Source organism: Streptomyces sp. NPDC025651 (assembly GCF_055558735.1).
This window is the reverse complement of the sequence record NZ_JBVHLZ010000008.1, coordinates 178653-199795: the sequence shown is the minus strand read 5'-3', so window position 1 is coordinate 199795 and position 21143 is coordinate 178653. Positions and strand designations below refer to the sequence as shown.

Genomic DNA, 21143 nt, shown 5'->3' with positions numbered 1-21143 from the left:
GCTAGCCGCGGGGGTCGGCGCTCGTCAGGGGTCCGGGCGCACCCCGCGGCCCTCTCACGACATGAACGGCGCCTCGTCACGACATGAACAGCGCCTCGATCCGGTCCGCCGCCGTCCGCAGCCCCGTCAGCCGCTCCACGCCCGGCGCGTACGCCCCCGCCGCCGTCGACCACCCGGGCCCCGCGACCAGCACCACAGGGTGCGTCCTCGCGCCTCGTACGCCCCACTCCACACCCGTGATCAGGTGCACCAGCGCGCGGTCCGCGGTACCGCGGGAGTGGGCCCACAGGACCACCGCCGAGGGGCCGATGCGCCGTACCGCCTCGTACAGCGCCTCCGCGGGGAGCGCGGCGCCGAACATCCTTGTGGGCAGGCCCCGTTCGCCGAGGACCGCGGTGAGGGCCTCCAGCGGGAGGGTGTGCTGTTCGCCCGGCACGCAGGTCAGCAGGACGGGAGCGACGGCCATCGGGGCCGCGGCACCCGTGCCCGCGGGGCGGCGCAGGACCGAGGAGACGTGCCAGGAGAGCAGGTGCTCGACCTCCACGTACCGTTCGCCGGACGACGCCCACTTGCGGCCGATGGCGTGCAGGGCCGGTGCCATCACCTCCTCCCACGCCGTGGTGAAGCCGTGCTCGCCCAGCGTGGTCCTCAACTGCGCCTCCACCGCGGGCGCGTCGAGCCGCACCGCCGCGCGGGCGAGACCGCGGCACTCGCGGCGGACGTTGCCGAGGGAGAGCGCGCCGGGCTCGCCCCCGTGGCGCGAGCGCGGGCTCTCGGCCTCGGCCTCCTGCAGGGCCACGCGCGCGGCCTCGGCCGGCGGCACGCCGAGCGCGGTCAGCCGGCACATCTCCTCGACGCGCCCCACGTCCACGGGCGTCCAGCGCCGGTGGCGGCCCTGCTCGCGGTGGACGGGGCCGATGCCGTAGCGCCGCTCCCACGAACGCAGCGTGGTCGGCGCGACGCCCAGTCTGCGTGCGACGGATCCCGTGGTCAGAGCGGCCTCGGCATCGCTCGGCCAGGAAGTTCCCCGCGCCCTTGAAGCACTCATGGGGCGACCATACGACGCACAAACGCTGCGGGTTGGCGTCTCTTTCCCGCTGTCACCAATCTGAGGGGACCTCCGGCCCCAGCACGAGGAGTACGCATCATGGTGGCGCTCAACTCCCCTGTCCCTCCAGGCCCTCCGGGGCCGCGGGGCCCCGATGCCCCGCTCGCGGACGAACAGTTGGCGGCGGGCCTCGCCGCCGGTGACGAACGCTGCCTCGCCGCGGCCTACCACCGCTGGGGACCGCTCGTGCACCGGCTCGCGGGACGCGCCCTCGGCGACGGGCCCGACGCCGAGGACGTGACGCAGCAGGTCTTCCTCGCCGCCTGGCGGGGCAGGCACGGGTACCGGCCCGGCGCGGGCGGCCCGGGCGCCTGGCTGGTGGGCATCACCCGCCACAAGGTCGCCGACGCGCTCGCCGCGCGGGCCAGGCGGGCCGTGCTCGTGGCCGCCGTGGGCACCCGGCAGGAGGCGGCGCCCGCGCCCTGCCCGTGCCCGGAGCAGGTCCTCGACCGGGTCCTGGTCCAGGACGAACTCGCCAACCTGCCGTCGGCCCAGCAGCTGGTGCTGCGCCTGGCGTTCTACGCGGACCTGACGCAGACCCAGATCTCGGAGCGAACCGGTCTGCCGCTCGGCACCGTCAAGAGCCATACGCGACGGGGGCTGCGGGCGCTCAGGGAGGGCCTGGGAACCGCCCCCTCCGCCTGCCCCAACTGACCCTCGCCCCACCCTGGGAGAACACTGTGGAACTCTTCGGCGCCCGCGTCCTGGTGGTCGGCGCCACCGGCACCCTCGGCGGTCTCTCCGCCTACGCCCTGGAGGAGCACGGGGCGCAGCTGGCGCTGGCCGGGCGCAACCCGGTCCGGCTCGCCGCGCTCGCACGCGAACTGCGGGACTGCCCCGCCCGGTCCTTCGAGGCGTACGACCTCGACCAGTGCTCCGCGCTCGCGCCCTGGGCCGACCGTGCGCTCTCGGGGCTCGACGGGGTGCTCGTGACGGTCGGGGCCGCGGGCTTCGGCGCCGTCCAGGACGTGTCGAACGCGGCGGCGGGCCACCTCCTGACGGTGAACGCGCTGTGCCCCATGGCCGTCCTGCGGGGAGCCGCTCCGGTGGTGGCGGACAAGGGGTTCCTGCTGGCGGTCACCGGCCCGGCGGAGGAGGGCCCCGGCGAGGGCAGCGCCGACTACACCGCGTCGAAGGCCGCACTGAGCGGCTGGCTGGGGGTCCTTGCCGACGAGCTCGCGCCGCGGTCCGTCGCGGTGCTCGACATCCGCTCGCCGCGCCTGGACACGGGCTTCACCGACCGGCCGGTGACCGGCAGCCCGCCCCCGCTCCCGCCGGGGGCGGACGCCCTGGAGGCGGTGCGGTCCCTGGTGGACAGGATCGCCTCGTCCTGAGGCGGCCCCTCCGCCGGGTGCCCGCGCCGCCCGCCCGGTGCTCCGGTCAGTCGATGCCCCGTGCCTGCTTGAACCGGGCGAGCCCGTCGGCGAGTTCGACCAGCGGGTCGGGGTAGTCGTGCCGCGCCCGCTCAAGGCCCGACAGCTTCCACGGCTCGTGGACCGCGGCGCCCTTCAGTCCTTCGAGTTCGGGGACCCAACGGCGTACGTAGGCACCGTCCGGGTCGTAGCGCTTGGCCTGGAGCAGGGGGTTGAGGACGCGGTTGGGGCGGCTGTCCGTGCCGGTCCCGGCCATCCACTGCCAGTTGAGCTGGTTGTTGGCGACGTCGCCGTCGACCAGGAGCCGCTGGAAGTGGCGGGCTCCCACGCGCCAGTCGACGTAGAGCGTCTTCGTCAGGAAGCTCGCGGTCAGGAGGCGGCCGCGATTGTGCATCCACCCCTCGTGCAGCAGCTGGCGCATGGCGGCGTCGACGACGGGGTAGCCCGTGCGCCCCTCCTGCCACGCCAGCACGTCCTCCGCCGCGGACTCCTCGGTGCGCCAGCGGTCGTCGCGCGTGCGGTAGTCCTCGGTGGCCGCCTCGGGGCGTGCGGCGAGCACCTGGTGGTGGAAGTCGCGCCAGCACAGCTGCCTGACGAAGTCCTCGGCGCCCTCGCCCGCCCTGCGGTGTGCGGCGTGGACGAGTTCGGCGCTGGAGACCGTGCCGAAGTGCAGGTGGGGCGAGAGCTTCGACGTGGCGTCGCCCGCCAGGTCGTCGTGGCGGTCCCGGTAGCCGTCGATGCCGTCGCGCAGCCACGCCTTCCACCGCGCGCGTGCGACGCTCTCGCCGCCGCGCGCGAGCCCCGGCGACGTGCCGGTGACGTCGCCGCGTTCGGGCAGGGCGTCCGAGCGCACCTGGTCGGGGACGCGCACGGTGCGGGGCGCGGCGAGCACGGCCCGTACCCCTTGCGCGGACCAGCGGCGGAAGTACGGGGTGAAGACCGCGAAGTGGTCGGAGTTCGCGGGGGTCACGGCGCCGGGCGGGACCGCGGTGACCACGGCCTCGTGGACGTACAGACGCCGCCCGTCGCACTCCAGCGCCTCGCGCAGGCGCCGCTCCCTCGCGTGCGCGTACCGGCTGACTCCGGCGGCCATGTGGACCTCGTCGGCGTCCGTCGCCGCCACGACGGCCCGCACCTGCTCGACGAGGTCGCCGGTGCGCACCACGAGCCGGCCACCGCGGTCCCGCAGCTGCCGGTCGAGGTCGGCCAGGCAGTCGGCGAGGAACGCCTCCTTGTTCGGTGCCGCGAACCCGGTGCCGCAGATGGCCCGGTCGCGGACGAAGAGCGGCACCACGGCGTCCGCGCTCGTGACGGCGGCGTGCAGGGGCGGGTGGTCGTGGACGCGGAGGTCGGAGGTGAACAGGACGACCGAGACGTTCATGGTGGGACTCCAGTGGTGCGGTGCCGGCGCCGGCAGTTCTCCCTGCCGCCGCGTGCCGCCGGAGCTGCCTGCCGGCGCGTGCCGCCGGTGCTCCTGGCGCCTTCTCTCTTCTCTCTGTGCTTCGGCCGGTCGGCCCTCCAAGGATGCGCCCTACGGTGTGCGATCCCGCGCACCGCGGGACAATCCGGGGCTCGGCTAGCGTTGGGGGACGATTCGGAAACATCGAGCCGAGGGCGCTGCGTCCCGCGGGCATGGAGGAAGCACGGTGCACGGTGAGTACAAGGTCCCCGGCGGCAAGCTCGTCGTGGTGGACCTGGACGTCGAGGACGGCGAGCTGCGGCACACGCGCGTGGCGGGCGATTTCTTCCTCGAACCGGACGAGGCGCTCGACGCGATCAACGGCGCCCTGGACGGCGCTCCCGCCGACACGGACGCCGCGGGCCTGGCCGCCCGCATCGACGCCGCGCTCCCCGAAGGCACCGTCATGTACGGCCTGACGTCCGACGGCGTCGGCGTCGCCGTGCGCCGCGCCCTCGCGCACGCGACGGACTGGACGGACTACGACTGGCAGTTGGTCCACGAGGGCCCGCAGCCGCCCGCGCTGCACATGGCCCTGGACGAGGTGCTCACCCAGGAGGTCGCGGCGGGCCGGCGTCCGCCAACGCTGCGCGTGTGGGAGTGGGCCTCGCCCTCGGTGATCATCGGCAGCTTCCAGTCGCTCGCCAACGAGGTCGACCCGCAGGGTGCGGCCCGGCACGGCATCGACGTCGTGCGCCGGATCTCCGGCGGCGGGGCGATGTTCGTGGAGCCGGGCAACACCATCACGTACTCCCTGTCCGTTCCTGACGCCCTCGTGCAGGGGCTCTCCTTCCAGGACAGCTACGCCTACCTCGACGACTGGGTGCTCAGCGCCCTCGCCGACATGGGGATCAAGGCGTGGTACCAGCCGCTGAACGACATCGCGACGGACGCGGGGAAGATCGCGGGCGCCGCGCAGAAGCGGATGGTGGCGCCCGGGGGCGGGCCGGGCGCGGTGCTGCACCACGTGACGATGTCGTACGACATCGACGCGGACAAGATGCTGGAAGTGCTGCGCATCGGCAAGGAGAAACTGTCCGACAAGGGCACGAAGAGCGCCAAGAAGCGGGTCGATCCGCTGCGCCGCCAGACGGGCCTGCCCCGCGAGGCGGTGATCGACCGCATGATCGACTCCTTCCGCGGCCGCTACGGCCTCGCCCCGGGCAAGGTCACCGACGAGGAGACGGCCCGCGCCCAGGAGCTCGTGCGCACGAAGTTCGGGACGTCCGAGTGGACGGCCCGGGTGCCGTGACCCGGGGGCGCCGGGCGTCTCAGCGGGCGGCGTCGTCCGACGGGCTCCTCTGCCAGGCCGTCGTGCCGAGCATGCCCGTCTCGCCGATGTCGAGGCCGCCGTCCGGCTCGATGGTCTGGCGAGGGGCGCCCTCGGCGGGGCCGATCTCCACATGGACGCCGCTGCCCCGCTCGGTGGCGGCGTCGACCGCCGAGTACCGCCAGACCAGGGAGGTGTAGGCGGACTCCCCCGGCTTCAGGGTGACGCGGCGCGGGCCCGGGTCGTCCATGGTGGTGACCGGCTCCGTGCCTTTGAGGACCGTCACGTCGAACAGCTCGCGGTCGACGCCGCGGACGCGGATGTCGGGGTAGCCGTGGACCTCGCGCACGCCCTTGCCGCAGTTGGTCAGCGTCACCGACATCGCGCGCAGCCCCATGGCGGCGGTCACCATGCCGGGGGACATCGTCAAGCCCGACTTCGGGCAGCCGGAGGCGGGTCCGGGCGGGGCGTCCCGGCTCCGCGGCGGATCGGCGGGCCGCGCGGCCGCCGCGGAGCCGCTCGGGCCCGGGTCCGGCAGCGTCGCCGCGGGAGTCGGCCTGCGCTCCGGGTTCGCCTCGCGGTCGAGCTCCTCGGAGAGCCCGCAGCCGGCCAGGAGCAGCGCGCAGGCCGAGAGGGCGGTGGCGTGTCTGAGCGATCTCGGCGCGACGGTCACGCAGCGATCATGTCATGGCCACCGTTCAGGCCCATTTCGGGCAATTACCGCCGGGCTCGGCGTCCCGCACCCCCCCCCCGAGACCCGACCGTCGGGCCGCCGCAGTAACATACATACATGCATGTAGGTGCTGAGCGAATCACTCAGGCCGAGCGCCGCGCACGCACGCGGGACGCTCTCCTGGAATCGGCCACGCGAGGCCTCTCCCGCTACGGCTACGGGAACCTCGTCCTCGAACAGGTGGCGCGCGAGGCCGGGTTCACACGGGGCGCGCTGTACCACCAGTTCAAGGACAAGCAGGACCTGACGCTCGCGGTCATCGAGTGGATCGGCGAGACCTGGATGCGGGAGGTGGGCCCGCTCATCGAGCGGGAACCGGACCCCGTGGCCGCCCTGCTGACCCTGGCGCGCGGGCACGCCGTCTACTGCCGGCGCAACGGCGCCCGCGTGGCGACCGCCCTGCGCCTCGAGTTCAGCGGGCAGGACCATCCCGTCGGGCATGAGATCGAGCGGGCGTACGAGAGTCTCGTCACGCGCTGCGAAGAGCTCATCGGCGCGGGACGCGAGGCGGGCACCGTGCCACCGGGCCCGCCGGTCAGAACCCTCGCTCTCGCCTTCGTCGGCGCGCTCGACGGCACCGTGATCGCCCTGGCGGGACAGGAACCGCACGACGAGCACCTCACCGTCCGCGCCGTCGCGGGCGTCCTCGGGCTCGCGCCCTCCGCGTACCCCGCGTACTCCGCGGGCCCGACCGGCCTTCCCCGTACTTCCTCACCGGACTGACGGAGGTCCACGCATGAAGCTGCCCGACGCCGCGCACACGTCGCGGCCCTGGAGGATCCACGAGATCACGCCCGACTTCCGCCTCTACGACGTGTGGGCACTGCCCACGCCCGGCGGGCCCGACGACTTCCCGCTGCTGATCCAGGACACCGTCGGGGGCGACACCTCCGACTCCCCGTCCTGGATCGCCCGCGCGCTCTTCGCGATCCGCTGGAAGCTGGGCGAGCTCCTCGGCTGGGACGGCGAGGACTCCGCCGTCGGCCGCCGGGTGCCCACGCTGCGCGACCGGCTGCCGGCCGATCTGCGCGAGGGGCCCTCGGGGCCCGAGTTCGCGAAGCTGCCCTTCACCTCGATCTACCAGACGGACGACGAGTGGGCCTCGGAGATGGCCAATCGGACCGTGCACGGCGTGATGCACATGAGCTGGGTCCCGGACGGCAAGGGCGGCCACCGCGGCCAGATGGCCGTCCTGGTCAAGCCCAACGGCCTGTTCGGAAAGGCCTACATGGCCGCGATCTCGCCGTTCCGGCACCTGCTCGTCTATCCGCCGCTGATGCGGGAGATCGCCCAGACCTGGCAGGCACACGGCACGCACGGCACGCGCCGCACGTAACCTGGAGCACATGGAGGCGGATCCGTTCGAGGCCGAGCGGGCGAGCGGCTGGGAGGTCGTCCACCCGCTCGGCGGCACGCCCTTGGACGGCGTGGACGTCGCGGGGTTCCGCGACCGACGCGCCGTCGGCCTGGACGCACGGGTGCTGCCCCAGCCGACCGTGACGGTCGTGATCGACCTCGGCGACCATCCCGTCGCCCTCGAAGGCACGGACGGGACACGGCAGTTGAGCGGCCTGCTCGCCGGGATGGCGCCGAGGCCGACTCGGGTGCGAGGACGGCAGGTCGACTGCGTCGAGGTGCACCTGTCGCCCCTGACGGCCTACGCCGCGCTCGGCGTCTCGCCCACCGACCGGGAGCGCGCCGTGATCGACCTGGCGGACCTGTGGGGACGCCACCATGCCCTGCTCCGCGAGGAGTTGGCCGCCGCCGAGGGCTGGGAGGCACGCTTCGCACTGCTCGACCGCTTCCTGGCCGAGCGCTGCGGATCAGGGGCGCCGGTGGACCCGGAGGTGGCCACCGCCTGGCAGCGGATCGTCTCCCGGGGCGGCCTCGTGGGCGTCAACACCCTGGCCGAAGCGTGCGGTTGGAGCCGCAGGCGGCTGTGGTCCAGGTTCACCGCCCAGGTCGGCCTCACCCCCAAGCGCGCCGCGATGCTCGTCCGCTTCGACCATGCCGCCCGCGCCCTGTCGGCGGGCCTGCGCGCCGCCGAGGCCGCGGCCGTGTGCGGGTACGCCGACCAGTCCCATCTGCATCGCGACGTGCGGGCCTTCGCGGGGTGCACGCCGGGTGAGCTCGGCCCGGCGCGGGAGCGGTGGTCGGCGGACCTCACGCAGCCCGGGCCCGCCCGCCGCGCGTAGCCAGACACAGCAGCACCGTCCCTGCCCCGCACCCCACGAGCAGACACAGGCCCACGGCCCACCATCCGCCCGCGACCGTGACCGCGAGCCCCACCAGCGGCGGCGCCGCGAGCGCGCCGATGCTGCCGAGCTGCGCGACCAGGCCGTTCGCCGAGTCCATGTCCGAACTCGCCTGCACGGCAAGGGGGATGGCCGCGAAGACCGTCGCCACCACCAGTTCGTTGCTGAACGCCACCACGAGCGCGCTGCCCACCGAACCCCAGGTGCCGCCCACCCCGCCGAAGGCGGCGAACGCCCCGGCCGGCATCAGCAGGGCGACCAGGAAGAGGTACGTCACGCTCTTGCCCCTGCGCAGCAGCGCGCTCGCCAGGAAGCCGCCGGTCACGCCGACGAACGACACGACGCCGGTGAGCGTGCCCGCCGTCTCCGTGGGGACGTCGAACTCCTCGTGCAGATAGGTGGGATAGAGGGTGACGCAGGTGACGATCGCGCCGCTGATCGTGGCGAAGCCCGCGCCGAGCGCGATGGGCCGCGCCAGGCGGCGCACCCGCGCGCCGAGGGCGCCGCGGCCCTCCCCGGCACCGCTCCCCCGCCCGGCGACCGGGCGGCCCGCGGCGCTGTCCGCGGGCAGCCTGGTCACCGCGAGCGCGACCACGAGGGTCGTCACCGCGGCGATGGTCAGCCAGGCCCGCCAGTCGAACCACGCGGAGAGCACACCCCCGGCGAACGACCCCACCGCGAGGCCCACCGGCATGAACGTCCCCCAGATGGCGAGCGCGGTGGTCAGGCGGCTCCCGCTGCCGAGGGCGAAGAGCAGGACCGGCGCGACGATCACCACGACCACATAGCCGACGCTCTCCACGAGGCGCCCCGCCAGCATGCCCGCGAAACTTCCGGTATGGGCGCAGAAGAGCCCGGCCGCGCCCATCACGAGCAGCCCCGCGATGAGCATCCGGCGCGCGTCATAGGGCCGGAGCACATAACTGACGGCCAGGCCGAGTACGGCGGCCACCGCGGTCACCAGGGAAGTGACAAGGGCGACTTGGCTGAGGGAGAGCGACAAGTCCGCGCGTAATTCCACGGATACCGGCGTCATCTTTCCCATGCTGGTGGCGGCGGTCACGCCCGCGAGATAGATTAGCCAGAACTTCCACCAGAACGCCTGCGCCCCAGAATCCTCCCCGGTTTCTCGGCCCGTTCCGTCCGACGTCGCGTCAACTTCCACGCTGCGCACGGCGTTTGCCTTCTTGTCTTCCACGAAACGTCATTTCCTCTTGTTCTGGGGGCTCGATCCGGTGCGGAAAATACACGGTGCGAACGGCGAGGTCGGCGCGGTCGACGAAATCGGCGAAGCCGCGGAAGTCGTGGTGCTGGGATCGCTCGTCATGGACCGCAAGTTCTTCACCGCGGGCACTTACCGCCTCGGCGCACAGAGCCCGGAGGGAACGGTCTGGAGCGTGGAGCGGCACCACGGCGGAGTGGGGCGCAACGTCGCCGTCAACATGGCCCGATTAGGGGCTCGGCCCACCTTCGTCGGCCTCTCCGGATTCGGCCCCGACGCCATGGACCTGGAAAGGGAGATGGCCGGGCTCGGCATCGGCATCCGGACGCACCGCACGGCCGACGGCGTCGGACGCTTCGACGTCGCGCTGGACGCCCTGCGGCGCCAGATCTCCTCCCGCATCGCGCTGCCGGACCCCGCGGCGGCCGCTCCGCTGGCCGGACCCGCGCTCGACGGCCTCGTCGCCCGCGCGAAGGCGGTCGTCACCGAGGGCGGGCTCGACGAGAAGCTGCAGCTCCGCGCCTCGCGTCAGGCGAGGAAGCACGCGGTGCCGATGTGCTGCATGCCCACCCGGCAGGCCGACTTCGGCCCGCGGACCCACCTCCTGCCGCTGTACGACGTCCTGATCCTCAACGCGCGCGAGGCGCAGACCCTGACGGGCCGGGCCGCGGAGCCCGCCGAGCAGGCGGTCCTGCTCCGTCACCGGGGCCCCCGGACCGTCGTCGTCACCTCGGGAGCGGACGGCGCGGCCGTGGCCACCGCCGACGAGCCCGAGGCGACGCTGCTTCCGGCCGAGGACGGCGCGTGCGCGGACGACACGGGCGCCGGTGACGCGCTGGCCTCCGCGTTCGTCCTCGGCCTGGTGCGCGGCGCGAGCCCCAGGGACGCCCTCGCCCAGGGGCTGCGGGCGGCCCGGGTGACCCTCGGGTGCCGGCAGAGCACCTGCCGCACGCTGTCGCGGGGCACCGCGCTCAAGGTGCCAGGAAGCGCGCGGTAGAGCCCACCCGGTGCGCGTGCATGGTGATGCCGTCCTCGGCGAGCGCCCGCGCGATGGTCTTGTCGTCGTACGAGGCGAGGCCCGCGTCGGTGAGGATCTGCAGATCGGTGGAGTGCATGGCGATGTCGTCGATGCGGGCCTGGCGGATCTCGCCGACGTTGTGGCCGTCGAACCCCGCCGGCAGCTCGTACGCCCGGTCGGCGCGGAAGGCGAACATCAGCAGGTGGTAGTGGCCCTGCTCCCACTTGCCCGTGAACTCGTAGACGGCGAAGAGGGAGCAGGACTCGGCGGCGATGCCGGTCTCCTCACGGGCCTCCCGCAGGGCCGTCGCCTCGGCGGCCTCCCCCGGCTCGATGCCTCCGCCGGGCAGCAGCCAGCTGCCCGCGTACGGCCCCTTCAGCTGGTGGACGAAGGTCACGGTCCCGCCGGGGCCGGGGATCGCGAGGAGGGCAGCGGGCAGGGCGCGTGAGAATCGGTTCATCGTTGCGTGTCATCCTCGTTCGGTGCTCGGTCGGCCATCCGTCAGTACTCGGTCGGCCATCCGTCGGGCGGGATGACCAGGGCGAGGCCGATGCGTTCTCCCTCCACCCGTCCCTTGCGGTAGTAGGGCTCGGTGCGGGTGGTGAAACCATAAGTTGCCAGTGCCTGGCCCGGGTTGGCGAGGTCGGGGCCGCAGATGATCACTTTCGAGCGTACGTCGAAGGCCATCGCGTCCCGCACCAGCGTCTGGCTCGGCTCGTCCGTCTCGATGTACGCGACGAACTCGCCCCGGGCGCGCAGGGAGTAGCGGACCGACCGGATCGGGTACCCGGCACCCCGCAGGTGGGCGTACATCAGGTACTCGTTCTGGAAGCTCATCAGCGTCAGGCCGGACTCGGCGCCCGCCACGATCGTCGGGAACGGCGCCCCGGGCGTCGCGGACACGGACGACACCGCGAGGACGTTGCTGCGCCTGGCCTCGGCGTAGTAGCCCTTGAACTCGCCGAAGGGGCCCTCGACTTCGGTCTCCTCCAGGACGGTGCCGGTGACGACGTGCGTCGCGTCGTCGGGCACCGGAGGGGTGCCGCCGATGCCGATGCGGTGGCCGACGAGGCGGGACGCGATGTCGTAGTCGTCGCCCTCGGCGGGCAGCCGGGACGCCGCCACCACGGTGACCGCGGGATCCGCGCCGAGGAAGATCGAGATCGGCATGGGGCGGCCGGTCTCCAGCCAGGCGAGGAGGTTGCGGTGCCCGTCGGTGCGCGGGTCCAGGAAGATCCGCGCCCGGTCTGGTCCGACCACCTGGATGCGGTAGAACCCCAGGTTGACGCCGCTGCCGTCCGGCCGCGTCGTCACCCCGACGCCCGCGGTGACGTACGGTCCCGCGTCGCCGGGACGGTGCTGGAGGATCGGCAACTCGTCCATCAGTCCCGGGAGTTCGATCCGCTTCGGCGCTCCGTTACCGGGTGCGGGGGCGGTGGGGACCGGGCCCGCCAGGCGGTCCGACATCTGCTCCAGGTGCCGTTCCTCGGTGGTGCTCAGGGCGGCGAGCAGGACGTCGCGCGGGTAGGGGTGGCACAGCACGCGGGCGCCGGGGCGCTCGGTGAGGTGGGTGAAGACCACCGTGGGCCGGCGCCCGTGCGCCTTCTCGATCTCGGCGAGCGTGCGGGCCGCCTCGACGCGGGTGCTGATCGGAGCGTCGTACGTGTACAGGTCGACCGCGTCGTAGCAGGCGGGCAGGCCCAGGCCGGCGGCGGTGGCCGCGGGGGTGAGGCCGCTGCCCGGGAAGGCGCCGCCCGTGGGCGGCGCCGTACGCGGTCCCGTGGTGCTCGTGGTCACTTCCTCACCCTCAGTTCGGCCGGGAAGGGGCGGCAGTCCGCCGTGGACTCCCTGGACGTCTCCCAGGGGAAGACGATCCAGTCGTCGATGACGGCCGGGCAGTAGTCGGGCACGTAGCCGCTCCGGTGGTTGCGGACGACCGCCGCGAACCGGACGTCGCCCGGGTCGACACCCGCCGCCGCGAGGTACTCCAGCACGGCGTCGGCGGTCGCGCCGGTGCCGACGATGTCGTCGACGACCAGGACCCGGCCGCCGGGAAGCGGGCCCGCGCCCTCCACGACGGGCCGCTGCTTGTCCGCGTACCGGCTGTCGTCCTTGGTCCTGCGGACACGGATCGTGTGCATCGCGGGGACGTCGAGGGCGCAGGTCAGATGGCCTGCCGGGGTGAGGCCGCCGCGGGCGACGGCCAGCACGGTGTCCGGCACGAAGCCCTCGGCGCGGACGGCGTCGGCGAGGTCGTCCAGGAGGGTGCCGAAGGAGTTCCAGTCGAGCAGGTAGGGGCCCTGCCGCGACCACATGCCGGGGTGTCCGTCCGGCTCCTGCGACCCCCCTGCCTCCCGCGACTTCTGTGTGAGGGGTGATTCGGTCATCCTCGTACGGCCTCCGCGACGTGGTCGACATCGATCTGCACCGAGCGCTCGCGGGCGTGCGGGCGGTTCTCCGCGCGGCCCGCGCCGGTGACCCTGATGAACTCGGCCTTCTCCCGGAACGCCGCCAGGTCGCGCGCGCCCGAGTAGCTCATCGCCGACTGCACGCCGCCGGTGAGCGCGCGCAGCGTGGTGGACAGCGGGCCGGACGCGGGGAAGGTCGCCTCGACGCCCTCGGGGACGTAGTCGTCGACCTCCTCCCGCGTGACCTTGCCGCCCGCGGCCTTGCGCAGCGTCAGCTCCATGCCGAGGGAGACGAAGCCGTTGCTGATGCGGTACTTGCGGCCGTCCCGCTCCACCGGCGTGGCCTCGCTCTCGTCGGCGCCCGCGAGCGCGGAGCCGAGCATGACGGCGTCGGCGCCCGCGGCCAGCGCCTTGGCGATGTCACCGGCCTGCCGGATGCCGCCGTCGGCAATGATCCGCACGCCGGACCCGACCGCCGCGGCGGCGCAGTCCAGGACCGCGGTGAGCTGCGGCACGCCGGTGCCCGCGACCAGACGCGTGGTGCAGACGCCGCCGGGCCCGATGCCGACCTTCACCACCTGCGCCCCGGCCTCCGCGAGGTCGCGCACGCCCTCGGCGGTCGCCACGTTGCCCGCGATCAGCGGGACGTGCGGGTACTCCTTGCGCAACTCACGGACGCTGTCGATGACTTGGTCGCTGTGGCCGTGCGCGACGTCGACGAGAAGGATGTCCACGCCGTGCTCGACCAGGGCGGCGGCCCGCTCGCGCCAGTCGCCGGTGACGCCGACCGCCGCGCCGGTCAGGAGCCGTCCGTCGGCGGCCAGCGTCGCCCGCTCGGCCGCGTCCCCTTCCGGGCGCAGGGACTTGACCGCGTCGAGCTGGGTGACCTGCTGGTCCAGGGTCTGCATCCGGTGCAGGATGCCGAGCCCGCCCTGCAGGGCCATGGCGGCGGCCATGCGGTCGCCCGTGCACCACTGCGTGTTGGCGGAGATGATCGGTACGCGCAGCCGCACGCCCGGCAGCAGCTCCGAGGCCGTGTCGGCCTGGCGCCTGCTGGTCAGCGAGGTGCGCTGCGGCACGAACAGGACGTCGTCGAAGCTCAGCCCGGTCCGCAGCGGTTCAGTGATCCGCATCGTCGGCTCTCTCCTCCGTTCAGCCGCGGGTGTCGGCGGTCAGTGCGGTCAGCTCCTGGCGCAGCACCGGCTCCTGGAGCGCGCCGCGCCACACGGCGGTGGTCATCGTGGCGGGCGTGCGGATGCCGCGCATGGCCATGCACAGGTGCTCGCCGCGGGCTATGACGGCCACGTCGGGCGAGCCCGTCAGCTTCTCGACGTCGTCGGCGATGTCCTGCGAGAGCTGCTCCTGGGACTGGAGCTTGTGGGCGTGCAGGTGCGCGATGCGGGCGAACTTGCTGAGGCCGAGCATGCTGCCCTGCGGGAGATAGCCGATGGTCACCCGGCAGGAGAAGGGCAGCAGGTGGTGCTCGCACAGCGACCAGACGCTGATCCCGGAGACCGCGACCAGGTTGCCGCTCGCCGTGGTCTCGAAGACGGTGTCGACGGAGCCGGGGTCGTACTGGGTGAACTCCCGCCACCAGCGGGCGTAGCGCGCCGGCGTCTCGCGCAGGCCCTCGCGCTGCGGGTCCTCGCCGATCTCGACGAGCAGGCGCCGGGCGATCTCCTCCAGGGGGTCCGGGGCCGCGCCCGCGCCGGCCGTCCCGCCGTGCAGTAACGACTCCTCGGTCAGCCCCTCCTCCTCGGCCAGCGCCTCACTGTCGGCCAGCACTTCACTGTCGGTCAGAACTTCGAAGCCGTTGCTCATCAAACCCCCCGCTTGCTTCCCCAGATGTTCACGTGCAGCCTTCCCGAGAGATTCCACTTGCGTGCGATCACCGCGTCCGCCAGGTTCCGCATCCCGGAGTCGATCTCCTCGGGAGACTGACCCCTCGGCATGATCCAGACGTTGCGCAGAGCGAACTCCTCGACGAGTGCGTCGACCTCCTCGAGGTCGGACGCGTCGCCGCAGACGAACTTGAAGGCGACGCCCGGCAGTTGGGCGAAACGCTTCAGCACCTCCGGTACGAGCCGGCGGTCCTTCGCCACTCCGGAGTGCGCCAGCTTCGGCGACACGTTGAAGCCCGCGCCCGCCTCCACCAGCGCGTCGCCGGGGGCGACGGTGCCGTTCGTCTCGAACTCCACCGCGATGCCCCTGGCGCGCAGCGCGCGGACCACGGGCAGCACACGGTCCTGCTGGCTGAGCGGCTCACCGCCGGAGATCACGATCAACTCGACTCCGAAGCCGAGCAGTTGATCCGTCACCTGGTCCGGAGTGAGCGCGTGCAGCTCGTCGGCCGCCCGATAGGCGACGCCGGCGTCCGACTCGCCCTTCCAGTCCCAGGTGTACGGGGTGTCGCACCACCGACACGTCAGGTTGCAGCCACCCAGCCGCAGGAACGCGCACGACCTTCCCGTGGAAGGCCCTTCGCCCTGTACGGCCCTAGGTGGGCCCGAAGATCTCGTTGACCACGAGCTTCGGAACCGCCATGCACACCACCCCCTTCGCGCCCTTTCGGGCCCGCGTCGGATCCAGCATCAAAGAGAGACGGAACGTCGGACGGAACAGGGATGAACGGTCAGTGGTCCCGCAGATCCGACCGGGCCGCATCCGCCGATTCCGGCCGGTACGTCGCCCAGGTCTTCGGCGTCTCGGAAACCCGCACGGCAGTCAGCTCGGGGTATTCCTTCGACCACATCTCGTGGATCCACATGCATAAGTTCTCCGCCGACGGATTCCGCCCTTCGAGCACGTCATTCAGGTGGCGGTGGTCCACCGTCTCGTCCACCCACTTCTGGAATCGGCCGAGCTCGCCGTAGTCGCGGACGAACCCGGCCTCCGTCAACTGGTCGGGAGTGGCGGAGAGTTCGAGCACCACGACGTAGTTGTGACCGTGCAGCCTGCCGCAAGGGTGTTCCGCGGGCAGATGGGCCAGCTGGTGACTGGCCGAGAAGCGAAACTCTTTCGTGATGGAAAGCAAGGCCCCAGCACCTTTCTCCGTGTGCACACCGAAAGCGGTGTGGCGACATGGCAGTTGTGTGATTGTGAGTGAGCCCTGACGCCCACCGCAACCCCGCCATGTGAATGCCTTCACTTTTGAGCGGGGTCAACAGGACCAGAATTCGGCCCTTCCGGATGCCCTCCGACCACCGGTCCGCACGTTCGCTGACGGGATCGCGCCACGGCCCCGCGCCGGGCGCACGGCCCCGCCCCGCCTGTCATATGCCTGGCCGCGCACACGTCGTTCGACGCTCAACTCCCTTAGCACGCGCAACCTTTCGCCGTTCCCCCCTACCGGACGGAAGAGACGGAAGAGGCTCACCTCCCCGCCCGGGACGGGTGCCGCGCCCCGCAAGTGTCTTGAATGCGGCCGCCCGGAACACCCGAAAGGCCCCCTGCGCGCCTGGTCACAGGGGGCCTTGAGGGAGCGTCGCCGCCCGGCGGACAGCGGCGTTCCGGTCAGCCGCGCACGGCGGGAATGACGTCCGCGCCGTAGGCGTCGATGACGCCCTCGCGGGCGTCGTGCATGGCGTAGAGAGCGAACTGGTCGACGCCGAGCTCGCTCAACTCGCGCAGTTTGGCGACGTGTTGCTCGGCCGTGCCGATGAGGCAGAAGCGGTCCACGATGTCGTCAGGGACGAAGGCCGTGTCGGGATTGCCCGCGCGGCCGTGGTGGGCGTAGTCGTAGCCCTCGCGGGCCTTGATGTAGTCCGTGAGCTCCGCGGGGACGGCGTCCGAGGTCTCGCCGTACTTCGCCACCAGGTCGGCGACGTGGTTGCCGACCATGCCGCCGAACCAGCGGCACTCGTCGCGGGCGTGGGCGAGCGCGGCGGGCGAGTCGTCCTCGGTGACATAGGCCGGGGCGGCGACGCAGATCGTCACGTCCGCCGGATCCCGGCCCGCCGCGACGGCCGCGTCACGGACCGCCTTGACCATCCACTGGGTCAGATACGGGTCGGCGAGCTGCAGGATGAAGCCGTCGGCCTCCTCCCCCGCCATCTTCAGGGCCTTGGGGCCGTACGCCGCCATCCACACCGGGACCTCCGCGCCCTCGCGCACCCAGGGGAACCTGAGGAGCGTGCCGCCCAGATCCACCTCGTCGCCCCGCCCCAGGGCCCGGATCACCTTCATCGCCTCGCTGATCCGCGCCAGCGTGTTCGGCTTGCGCCCCGCCACGCGCATCGCCGAGTCGCCCCGGCCGATGCCGCACACGGTGCGGTTGCCGTACATGTCGTTCAGCGTGGCGAAGGTCGACGCGGTGACCTCCCAGGTGCGGGTGCCCGGGTTGGTGACCATGGGGCCGATCTTCAGCGTGCTCGTCTCCGCCAGAATGCGGCTGTAGATGACGAACGGCTCCTGCCACAGCACGCACGAGTCGAACGTCCACCCGTATGTGAACCCCACCCCCTCCGCACGCTTCATCAGGTCGACGACCCCGGCGGCGGGCGGGTCGGTCTGCAGGACGAGTCCGAAGTCCATGTGAAACCCCTTCCTGTTCGAGCCGTGGCCCGGGGTCTACCGCAGGTACTGACAGGTGCCGCGCGCGACGAACGCGCCGTGGCCCGCGCGCCCGGTGAACTCCCGCTCCGTGATCACGGGTTCACCGCGCGAGAGGACGGTCTCCACCTGGCCGGTGAGCCGCTTTCCCTCGTACGCGGAGTAGTCGACGTTCATGTGGTGCGTCGCGGCGGAGATCGTCTGCTCGGCGGTCGGGTCGTAGACGACCACGTCCGCGTCCGCGCCCGGCGCGATGGTGCCCTTCTTGCCGTACAGACCGAACATCCTGGCCGGGTTGGCGCAGGCGATCTCGATCCAGCGGCGCCGGCTGATGTGCCCGTCGACGACCCCCTGGTGCAGCAGGTCCATGCGGTTCTCCACGCCCGGCATTCCGTTGGGGATCTTCGAGAAGTCGCCGCGGCCCAGCTCCTTCTGCCCCGAGAAGCAGAACGGGCAGTGGTCGGTGGAGACCACCTGCAGATCGTCCGTGCGCAGTCCGCGCCAGAGCGCCGCCTGGTGCTCCTTGGGCCTAAGCGGCGTCGAGCACACGTACTTGGCGCCCTCGAAGTCCGGCTCGGCGAGGTTGTCGGTGGACAGGAAGAGGTACTGCGGGCAGGTCTCGCCGAAGACCGGCAGGCCGTCGTCCCTGGCGCGGGCCAGCTCGGCCACCGCCTCCTGCGCCGACACGTGGACGACGTACAGCGGCGCGCCCGCGACCTGCGCGAGCCGGATCGCGCGGTGCGTCGCCTCGGCCTCCAGGAGCGCCCTGCGGACCTCGCCGTGGTAGCGGGGGTCGGTGCGCCCCGCCTGCAGGGCCTGCTCGACCAGGACGTCGATCGCGATGCCGTTCTCGGCGTGCATCATGATCAGCCCGCCGTTGGCCGACGAGCGCTGCATGGCGCGCAGGATCTGCCCGTCGTCGCTGTAGAAGACGCCGGGGTACGCCATGAAGAGCTTGAAGGAGGTCACCCCCTCCTCCACGAGCTGGTCCATCTCCTTCAGCGTCCGCTCGTTCACATCGGAGACGATCATGTGGAAGGCGTAGTCGATCGCGCACTTCCCGTCCGCCTTCGCGTAGTAGGCGTCGAGCCCCCCGCGCAGGCTGTGCCCCACCGACTGCACCGCGAAGTCGACGATCGTGGTGGTGCCGCCCCAGGCCGCGGCCCGGGTGCCGGTCTCGAAGGTGTCCGACGAGGCGGTCCCGCCGAACGGGAACTCCATGTGCGTGTGCGCGTCGACACCGCCCGGGATCACGTACTTGTCGGTGGCGTCGATGACGCGCTCGGCGGTCCACGCCCGCGCGGCATCACTGCCGCTCGCGGCGAGGGCGGCGATCCTGCCGTCCTCGATCAGTACGTCGGCGTGGGTCTCCTCGGCGGCGGTGACGACGAGTCCGCCGCGGATCAGGGTGCGGGTACTCATGGGGTGCGCTCCCCTTTCTCGGTCGTACGGGGTGAACTAGGCGCTCCGCAGGGCCCGTTCGAGGATCGCGGCGCCCTCCTCGGCCTCCGCGACGGTCAGCGAGAGCGGTGGGGCGACGCGCAGCACGCTGGTGTCGTGCCCGCCTCCCTTGCCGATGAGCAGGCCGCCCTCGCGGGCCGCTTCGAGCACGGCGGCCGCCGCCCGCGGGTTCGGCCGGTCCGTGCCGGGCTCGACCAGTTCGATGCCGATCATCAGGCCGCGGCCGCGCACCTCGCGTACGACGGGCAGCTGGGCGCAGATCGCCCGCAGCCGCTCGATGAGCAGCCCGCCGACGCGCCGCGCGTTGCCCTGGAGGTCGTGCTCCAGGAGGTACGCGAGGTTGGCGAGGCCGGCCGCCATGGTGACCGGGGAGCCGCCGAACGTCGAGATGGAGTTGGCGTCCAGGGAGTTCATCACCTCGGCGCGGGCCACCACGCCGCCGATCGACATGCCGTTGCCGATGCCCTTGGCGAAGGTGAGGATGTCCGGCGGCCCGTTCTCCGCGTGCGCCTGCCAGCCCCAGAAGTGCTCGCCGGTGCGGCCCCAGCCGGTCTGCACCTCGTCGGCGATCCACAGGATGCCGTGCTCGTCCAGGACTTCGCGGAAGGCGGCGTACAGGCCGTCGGGCGGCGAGGTGAAGCCGCCCACGCCCTGGATCGGCTCGGCGATCAGCGCCGCCACTCCCCCGCGCGCCTGCCCGAGCATGTCGCGCAGGTCGCCGACGCAGGCCTCGGTGAACTCGGCGTCGCTCAGCGCCGCGTACGGACCGCGGCTGCGGACGCCCCCGTGGACGTACAGCGTCTGGAGCGGCGAGAGGCTGGTCGGCGACCACGCCTGGTTGCCGGTGATGCCGACGGCCGTGAAGGAACGGCCGTGGTAGCTGTTGCGCATCGCCAGGATCTGGTTCGAGCGGCGGTGCGAGGTCGCGAGCAGCAGCGCGGCGTCGTTGGCCTCGGTGCCCGAGGTGGTGAAGAAGACGCGGGCGTCGGGGATGCCGGACAACGACGCGACGCGCTCGGCGAGTTCGACCATCGGGCGGTCGAGGTAGAGCGTCGAGGAGTGGATGATCCGGCCCGCCTGCTCGCTCACCGCCTTGGTGACCTCGGGCAGGGCGTGCGCGGTCATCGTGGTGAGGATGCCGCCGAAGAAGTCGAGGTACTTGTTGCCCTCGGCGTCCCAGACATGGCGGCCCTCGCCGTGGGTGAGCTCGATGGGCCGCTGGTAGTAGAGCGCGAGCCAGTCGGGCAGCACGGCCCGGTGGCGGTCGTACAGGTCGGTCACGGCTGCACCAGTCCTTCGTAGGCGTCGGGTCGGCGGTCGCGGTAGAACGCCCACTGCTGGCGTACTTCCTCGATGAGGCCGAAGTCGAGGTCCCTGACGAGGAGTTCCTCGGACTTGTCGCTGGCGGGTTCGCCGACGAACTGGCCGCGCGGGTCGACGAAGTAGCTCGTGCCGTAGAAGTCGTTGTCGCCGTACTCCTCCTGGCCGACGCGGTTGATCGCGGCCACGAAGTACTCGTTGGCGACGGCGGCCGCGGGCTGTTCGAGCTGCCAGAGGTACGCGGAGAGACCACGGGAGGTGGCGGAGGGGTTGTACACGATCTGGGCGCCGCCCAGCCCCAACTGCCGCCACCCCTCGGGGAAATGGCGGTCGTAGCAGATGTAGACACCGACCTTGCCGACCGCGGTGTCGAAGACGGGCCAGCCCGCGTTCCCCGGCCTGAAGTAGTACTTCTCCCAGAAGCCCTTCACCTGGGGGATGTGGTGCTTGCGGTACTTGCCGAGGTAGCTGCCGTCGGCGTCGATGACGGCCGCGGTGTTGTAGTAGAAGCCGGACTGCTCGACCTCGAAGACGGGGACGACGATCACCATGCCGGTCTCGCGGGCGAGTTCCTTCATGCGCGTGACGGTCGGCCCGTCCGGCACGGGCTCGGCCCAGCGGTAGTGCTCGGGCTCCTGGACCTGGCAGAAATAGGGGGCGTTGAAGACCTCCTGGAACCCGATGATCCTCGCCCCTTGGCGGGCCGCCTCGCGGGCGTGCTCCTCGTGCTTGGCGATCATGGATTCGGTGTCGCCTGTCCAGGTCGCCTGGACCAGTGCGGCGCGTACGACGTTGACCATGAGCTGCTCCTTCGCATGTCCTTGAGAGGACGTCAGAGAGCCTCTACGCCCGTAGACTTGGTGCGTAGACAGGAAAACGTATGCCTCCTCCCGCGGGCTGAGCAAGACCATCTCCGTCAACCGCTGGAGTCGATCATGTTTCGCACCCGAGCGGGCGAGAAACGG

Annotated in this window: 22 protein-coding genes; 7 read left to right on the top strand and 15 right to left on the bottom strand. The window is 72.2% G+C overall.

The features are described from left to right. Positions 1–76 precede the first annotated feature (76 nt). A complete protein-coding gene (locus ACZ4D5_RS27370) occupies positions 77–1048 on the bottom strand; it encodes a MerR family transcriptional regulator (RefSeq protein ID WP_467775066.1) in 972 nt (323 codons plus the stop codon). A gap of 99 nt (positions 1049–1147) precedes the next feature. Here ACZ4D5_RS27370 and ACZ4D5_RS27365 point away from each other — a divergent pair, with 99 nt between their 5' ends. Together ACZ4D5_RS27365 and ACZ4D5_RS27360 are read left to right on the top strand one after the other, a co-directional pair. Beyond that, positions 1148–1762, top strand: coding sequence for an RNA polymerase sigma factor (locus tag ACZ4D5_RS27365; RefSeq protein WP_467775065.1), 615 nt, complete (start codon positions 1148–1150; stop codon positions 1760–1762). 26 nt (positions 1763–1788) lie between these two features. After that, positions 1789–2442, top strand: a complete 654-nt coding sequence (locus tag ACZ4D5_RS27360; RefSeq protein ID WP_467775064.1) for an SDR family NAD(P)-dependent oxidoreductase — start codon at positions 1789–1791, stop codon at positions 2440–2442. Positions 2443–2488: 46 nt separating this feature from the next. Here ACZ4D5_RS27360 and ACZ4D5_RS27355 read toward each other — a convergent pair whose 3' ends face one another. Continuing rightward, positions 2489–3862, bottom strand: coding sequence for a cryptochrome/photolyase family protein (locus tag ACZ4D5_RS27355; protein ID WP_467775063.1), 1374 nt, complete (start codon positions 3860–3862; stop codon positions 2489–2491). Between the two features lie 265 nt (positions 3863–4127). Between ACZ4D5_RS27355 and ACZ4D5_RS27350 the strand changes: the two genes are divergently transcribed. Then, complete coding sequence (locus tag ACZ4D5_RS27350) at positions 4128–5192, top strand: lipoate--protein ligase family protein (RefSeq protein ID WP_467775062.1); 1065 nt, start codon at positions 4128–4130, stop codon at positions 5190–5192. A gap of 19 nt (positions 5193–5211) precedes the next feature. On the opposite strand, the gene ACZ4D5_RS27345 is transcribed toward ACZ4D5_RS27350, so the two are convergent. Continuing rightward, the gene (locus tag ACZ4D5_RS27345) at positions 5212–5883 is read right to left on the bottom strand and encodes a DUF4232 domain-containing protein (RefSeq protein WP_467775061.1); all 672 of its coding nucleotides are present in this window, start codon (positions 5881–5883) and stop codon (positions 5212–5214) included. Positions 5884–6000: 117 nt separating this feature from the next. Between ACZ4D5_RS27345 and ACZ4D5_RS27340 the strand changes: the two genes are divergently transcribed. From ACZ4D5_RS27340 to ACZ4D5_RS27330, 3 genes are read left to right on the top strand one after another with little or no spacing between them, the layout of a single operon-like run. After that, entirely contained in the window at positions 6001–6666 is a 666-nt protein-coding gene (locus ACZ4D5_RS27340) for a TetR/AcrR family transcriptional regulator (protein ID WP_467775060.1), read from the top strand. Between the two features lie 13 nt (positions 6667–6679). Then, positions 6680–7279 carry a DUF2867 domain-containing protein gene (locus ACZ4D5_RS27335; protein WP_467775059.1) on the top strand — a complete coding sequence of 200 codons (600 nt, stop codon included), beginning with the start codon at positions 6680–6682 and terminating at the stop codon, positions 7277–7279. A 10-nt stretch (positions 7280–7289) separates the two neighbouring features. Continuing rightward, positions 7290–8138 carry a helix-turn-helix domain-containing protein gene (locus ACZ4D5_RS27330; protein ID WP_467775058.1) on the top strand — a complete coding sequence of 283 codons (849 nt, stop codon included), beginning with the start codon at positions 7290–7292 and terminating at the stop codon, positions 8136–8138. Here the strand turns inward: ACZ4D5_RS27330 and ACZ4D5_RS27325 are convergent. Beyond that, complete coding sequence (locus ACZ4D5_RS27325; protein WP_467775057.1) at positions 8107–9261, bottom strand: MFS transporter; 1155 nt, start codon at positions 9259–9261, stop codon at positions 8107–8109. The two genes, ACZ4D5_RS27330 and ACZ4D5_RS27325, sit on opposite strands and share 32 nt — an antisense overlap. Positions 9262–9433: 172 nt before the next feature. Between ACZ4D5_RS27325 and ACZ4D5_RS27320 the strand changes: the two genes are divergently transcribed. Further along, positions 9434–10417 (top strand): carbohydrate kinase family protein, encoded by a 984-nt coding sequence (locus ACZ4D5_RS27320; RefSeq protein ID WP_467775056.1) that lies wholly within the window; start codon positions 9434–9436, stop codon positions 10415–10417. Here the strand turns inward: ACZ4D5_RS27320 and ACZ4D5_RS27315 are convergent. The 11 genes from ACZ4D5_RS27315 to ACZ4D5_RS27265 all read right to left on the bottom strand — a co-directional run bounded on the left by ACZ4D5_RS27315 (position 10392) and on the right by ACZ4D5_RS27265 (position 20978). Next, complete coding sequence (locus tag ACZ4D5_RS27315; protein ID WP_467775055.1) at positions 10392–10898, bottom strand: NUDIX hydrolase; 507 nt, start codon at positions 10896–10898, stop codon at positions 10392–10394. The genes ACZ4D5_RS27320 and ACZ4D5_RS27315 overlap by 26 nt on opposite strands. 41 nt (positions 10899–10939) lie before the next feature. Further along, complete coding sequence (locus ACZ4D5_RS27310; RefSeq protein ID WP_467775054.1) at positions 10940–12235, bottom strand: UbiD family decarboxylase; 1296 nt, start codon at positions 12233–12235, stop codon at positions 10940–10942. Continuing rightward, positions 12232–12825 carry a phosphoribosyltransferase gene (locus ACZ4D5_RS27305; protein WP_467775053.1) on the bottom strand — a complete coding sequence of 198 codons (594 nt, stop codon included), beginning with the start codon at positions 12823–12825 and terminating at the stop codon, positions 12232–12234. The genes ACZ4D5_RS27310 and ACZ4D5_RS27305 overlap by 4 nt, the downstream gene beginning before the upstream one ends. Next, positions 12822–13979, bottom strand: coding sequence for an IMP dehydrogenase (gene guaB, locus ACZ4D5_RS27300; RefSeq protein WP_467775052.1), 1158 nt, complete (start codon positions 13977–13979; stop codon positions 12822–12824). Before guaB ends, ACZ4D5_RS27305 begins: the two co-directional genes overlap by 4 nt. Positions 13980–13998: 19 nt before the next feature. Continuing rightward, positions 13999–14667: a GTP cyclohydrolase I gene (gene folE, locus ACZ4D5_RS27295; protein ID WP_467775051.1), complete on the bottom strand. Its 669-nt coding sequence runs from the start codon at positions 14665–14667 to the stop codon at positions 13999–14001. Beyond that, positions 14667–15290: a 7-carboxy-7-deazaguanine synthase QueE gene (locus ACZ4D5_RS27290; RefSeq protein ID WP_467775338.1), complete on the bottom strand. Its 624-nt coding sequence runs from the start codon at positions 15288–15290 to the stop codon at positions 14667–14669. Before ACZ4D5_RS27290 ends, folE begins: the two co-directional genes overlap by 1 nt. 188 nt (positions 15291–15478) lie before the next feature. Then, positions 15479–15880, bottom strand: a complete 402-nt coding sequence (locus ACZ4D5_RS27285; protein ID WP_467775050.1) for a 6-pyruvoyl trahydropterin synthase family protein — start codon at positions 15878–15880, stop codon at positions 15479–15481. A 479-nt stretch (positions 15881–16359) separates the two neighbouring features. Then, the gene (locus ACZ4D5_RS27280) at positions 16360–17379 is read right to left on the bottom strand and encodes a TIGR03842 family LLM class F420-dependent oxidoreductase (RefSeq protein ID WP_467775049.1); all 1020 of its coding nucleotides are present in this window, start codon (positions 17377–17379) and stop codon (positions 16360–16362) included. Between the two features lie 36 nt (positions 17380–17415). After that, complete coding sequence (gene hydA, locus ACZ4D5_RS27275; protein ID WP_467775048.1) at positions 17416–18819, bottom strand: dihydropyrimidinase; 1404 nt, start codon at positions 18817–18819, stop codon at positions 17416–17418. Between the two features lie 36 nt (positions 18820–18855). Beyond that, positions 18856–20139, bottom strand: coding sequence for an aspartate aminotransferase family protein (locus ACZ4D5_RS27270; RefSeq protein WP_467775047.1), 1284 nt, complete (start codon positions 20137–20139; stop codon positions 18856–18858). After that, positions 20136–20978, bottom strand: a complete 843-nt coding sequence (locus ACZ4D5_RS27265; RefSeq protein WP_467775046.1) for a nitrilase-related carbon-nitrogen hydrolase — start codon at positions 20976–20978, stop codon at positions 20136–20138. The genes ACZ4D5_RS27270 and ACZ4D5_RS27265 overlap by 4 nt, the downstream gene beginning before the upstream one ends. Positions 20979–21143: the final 165 nt, after the last annotated feature.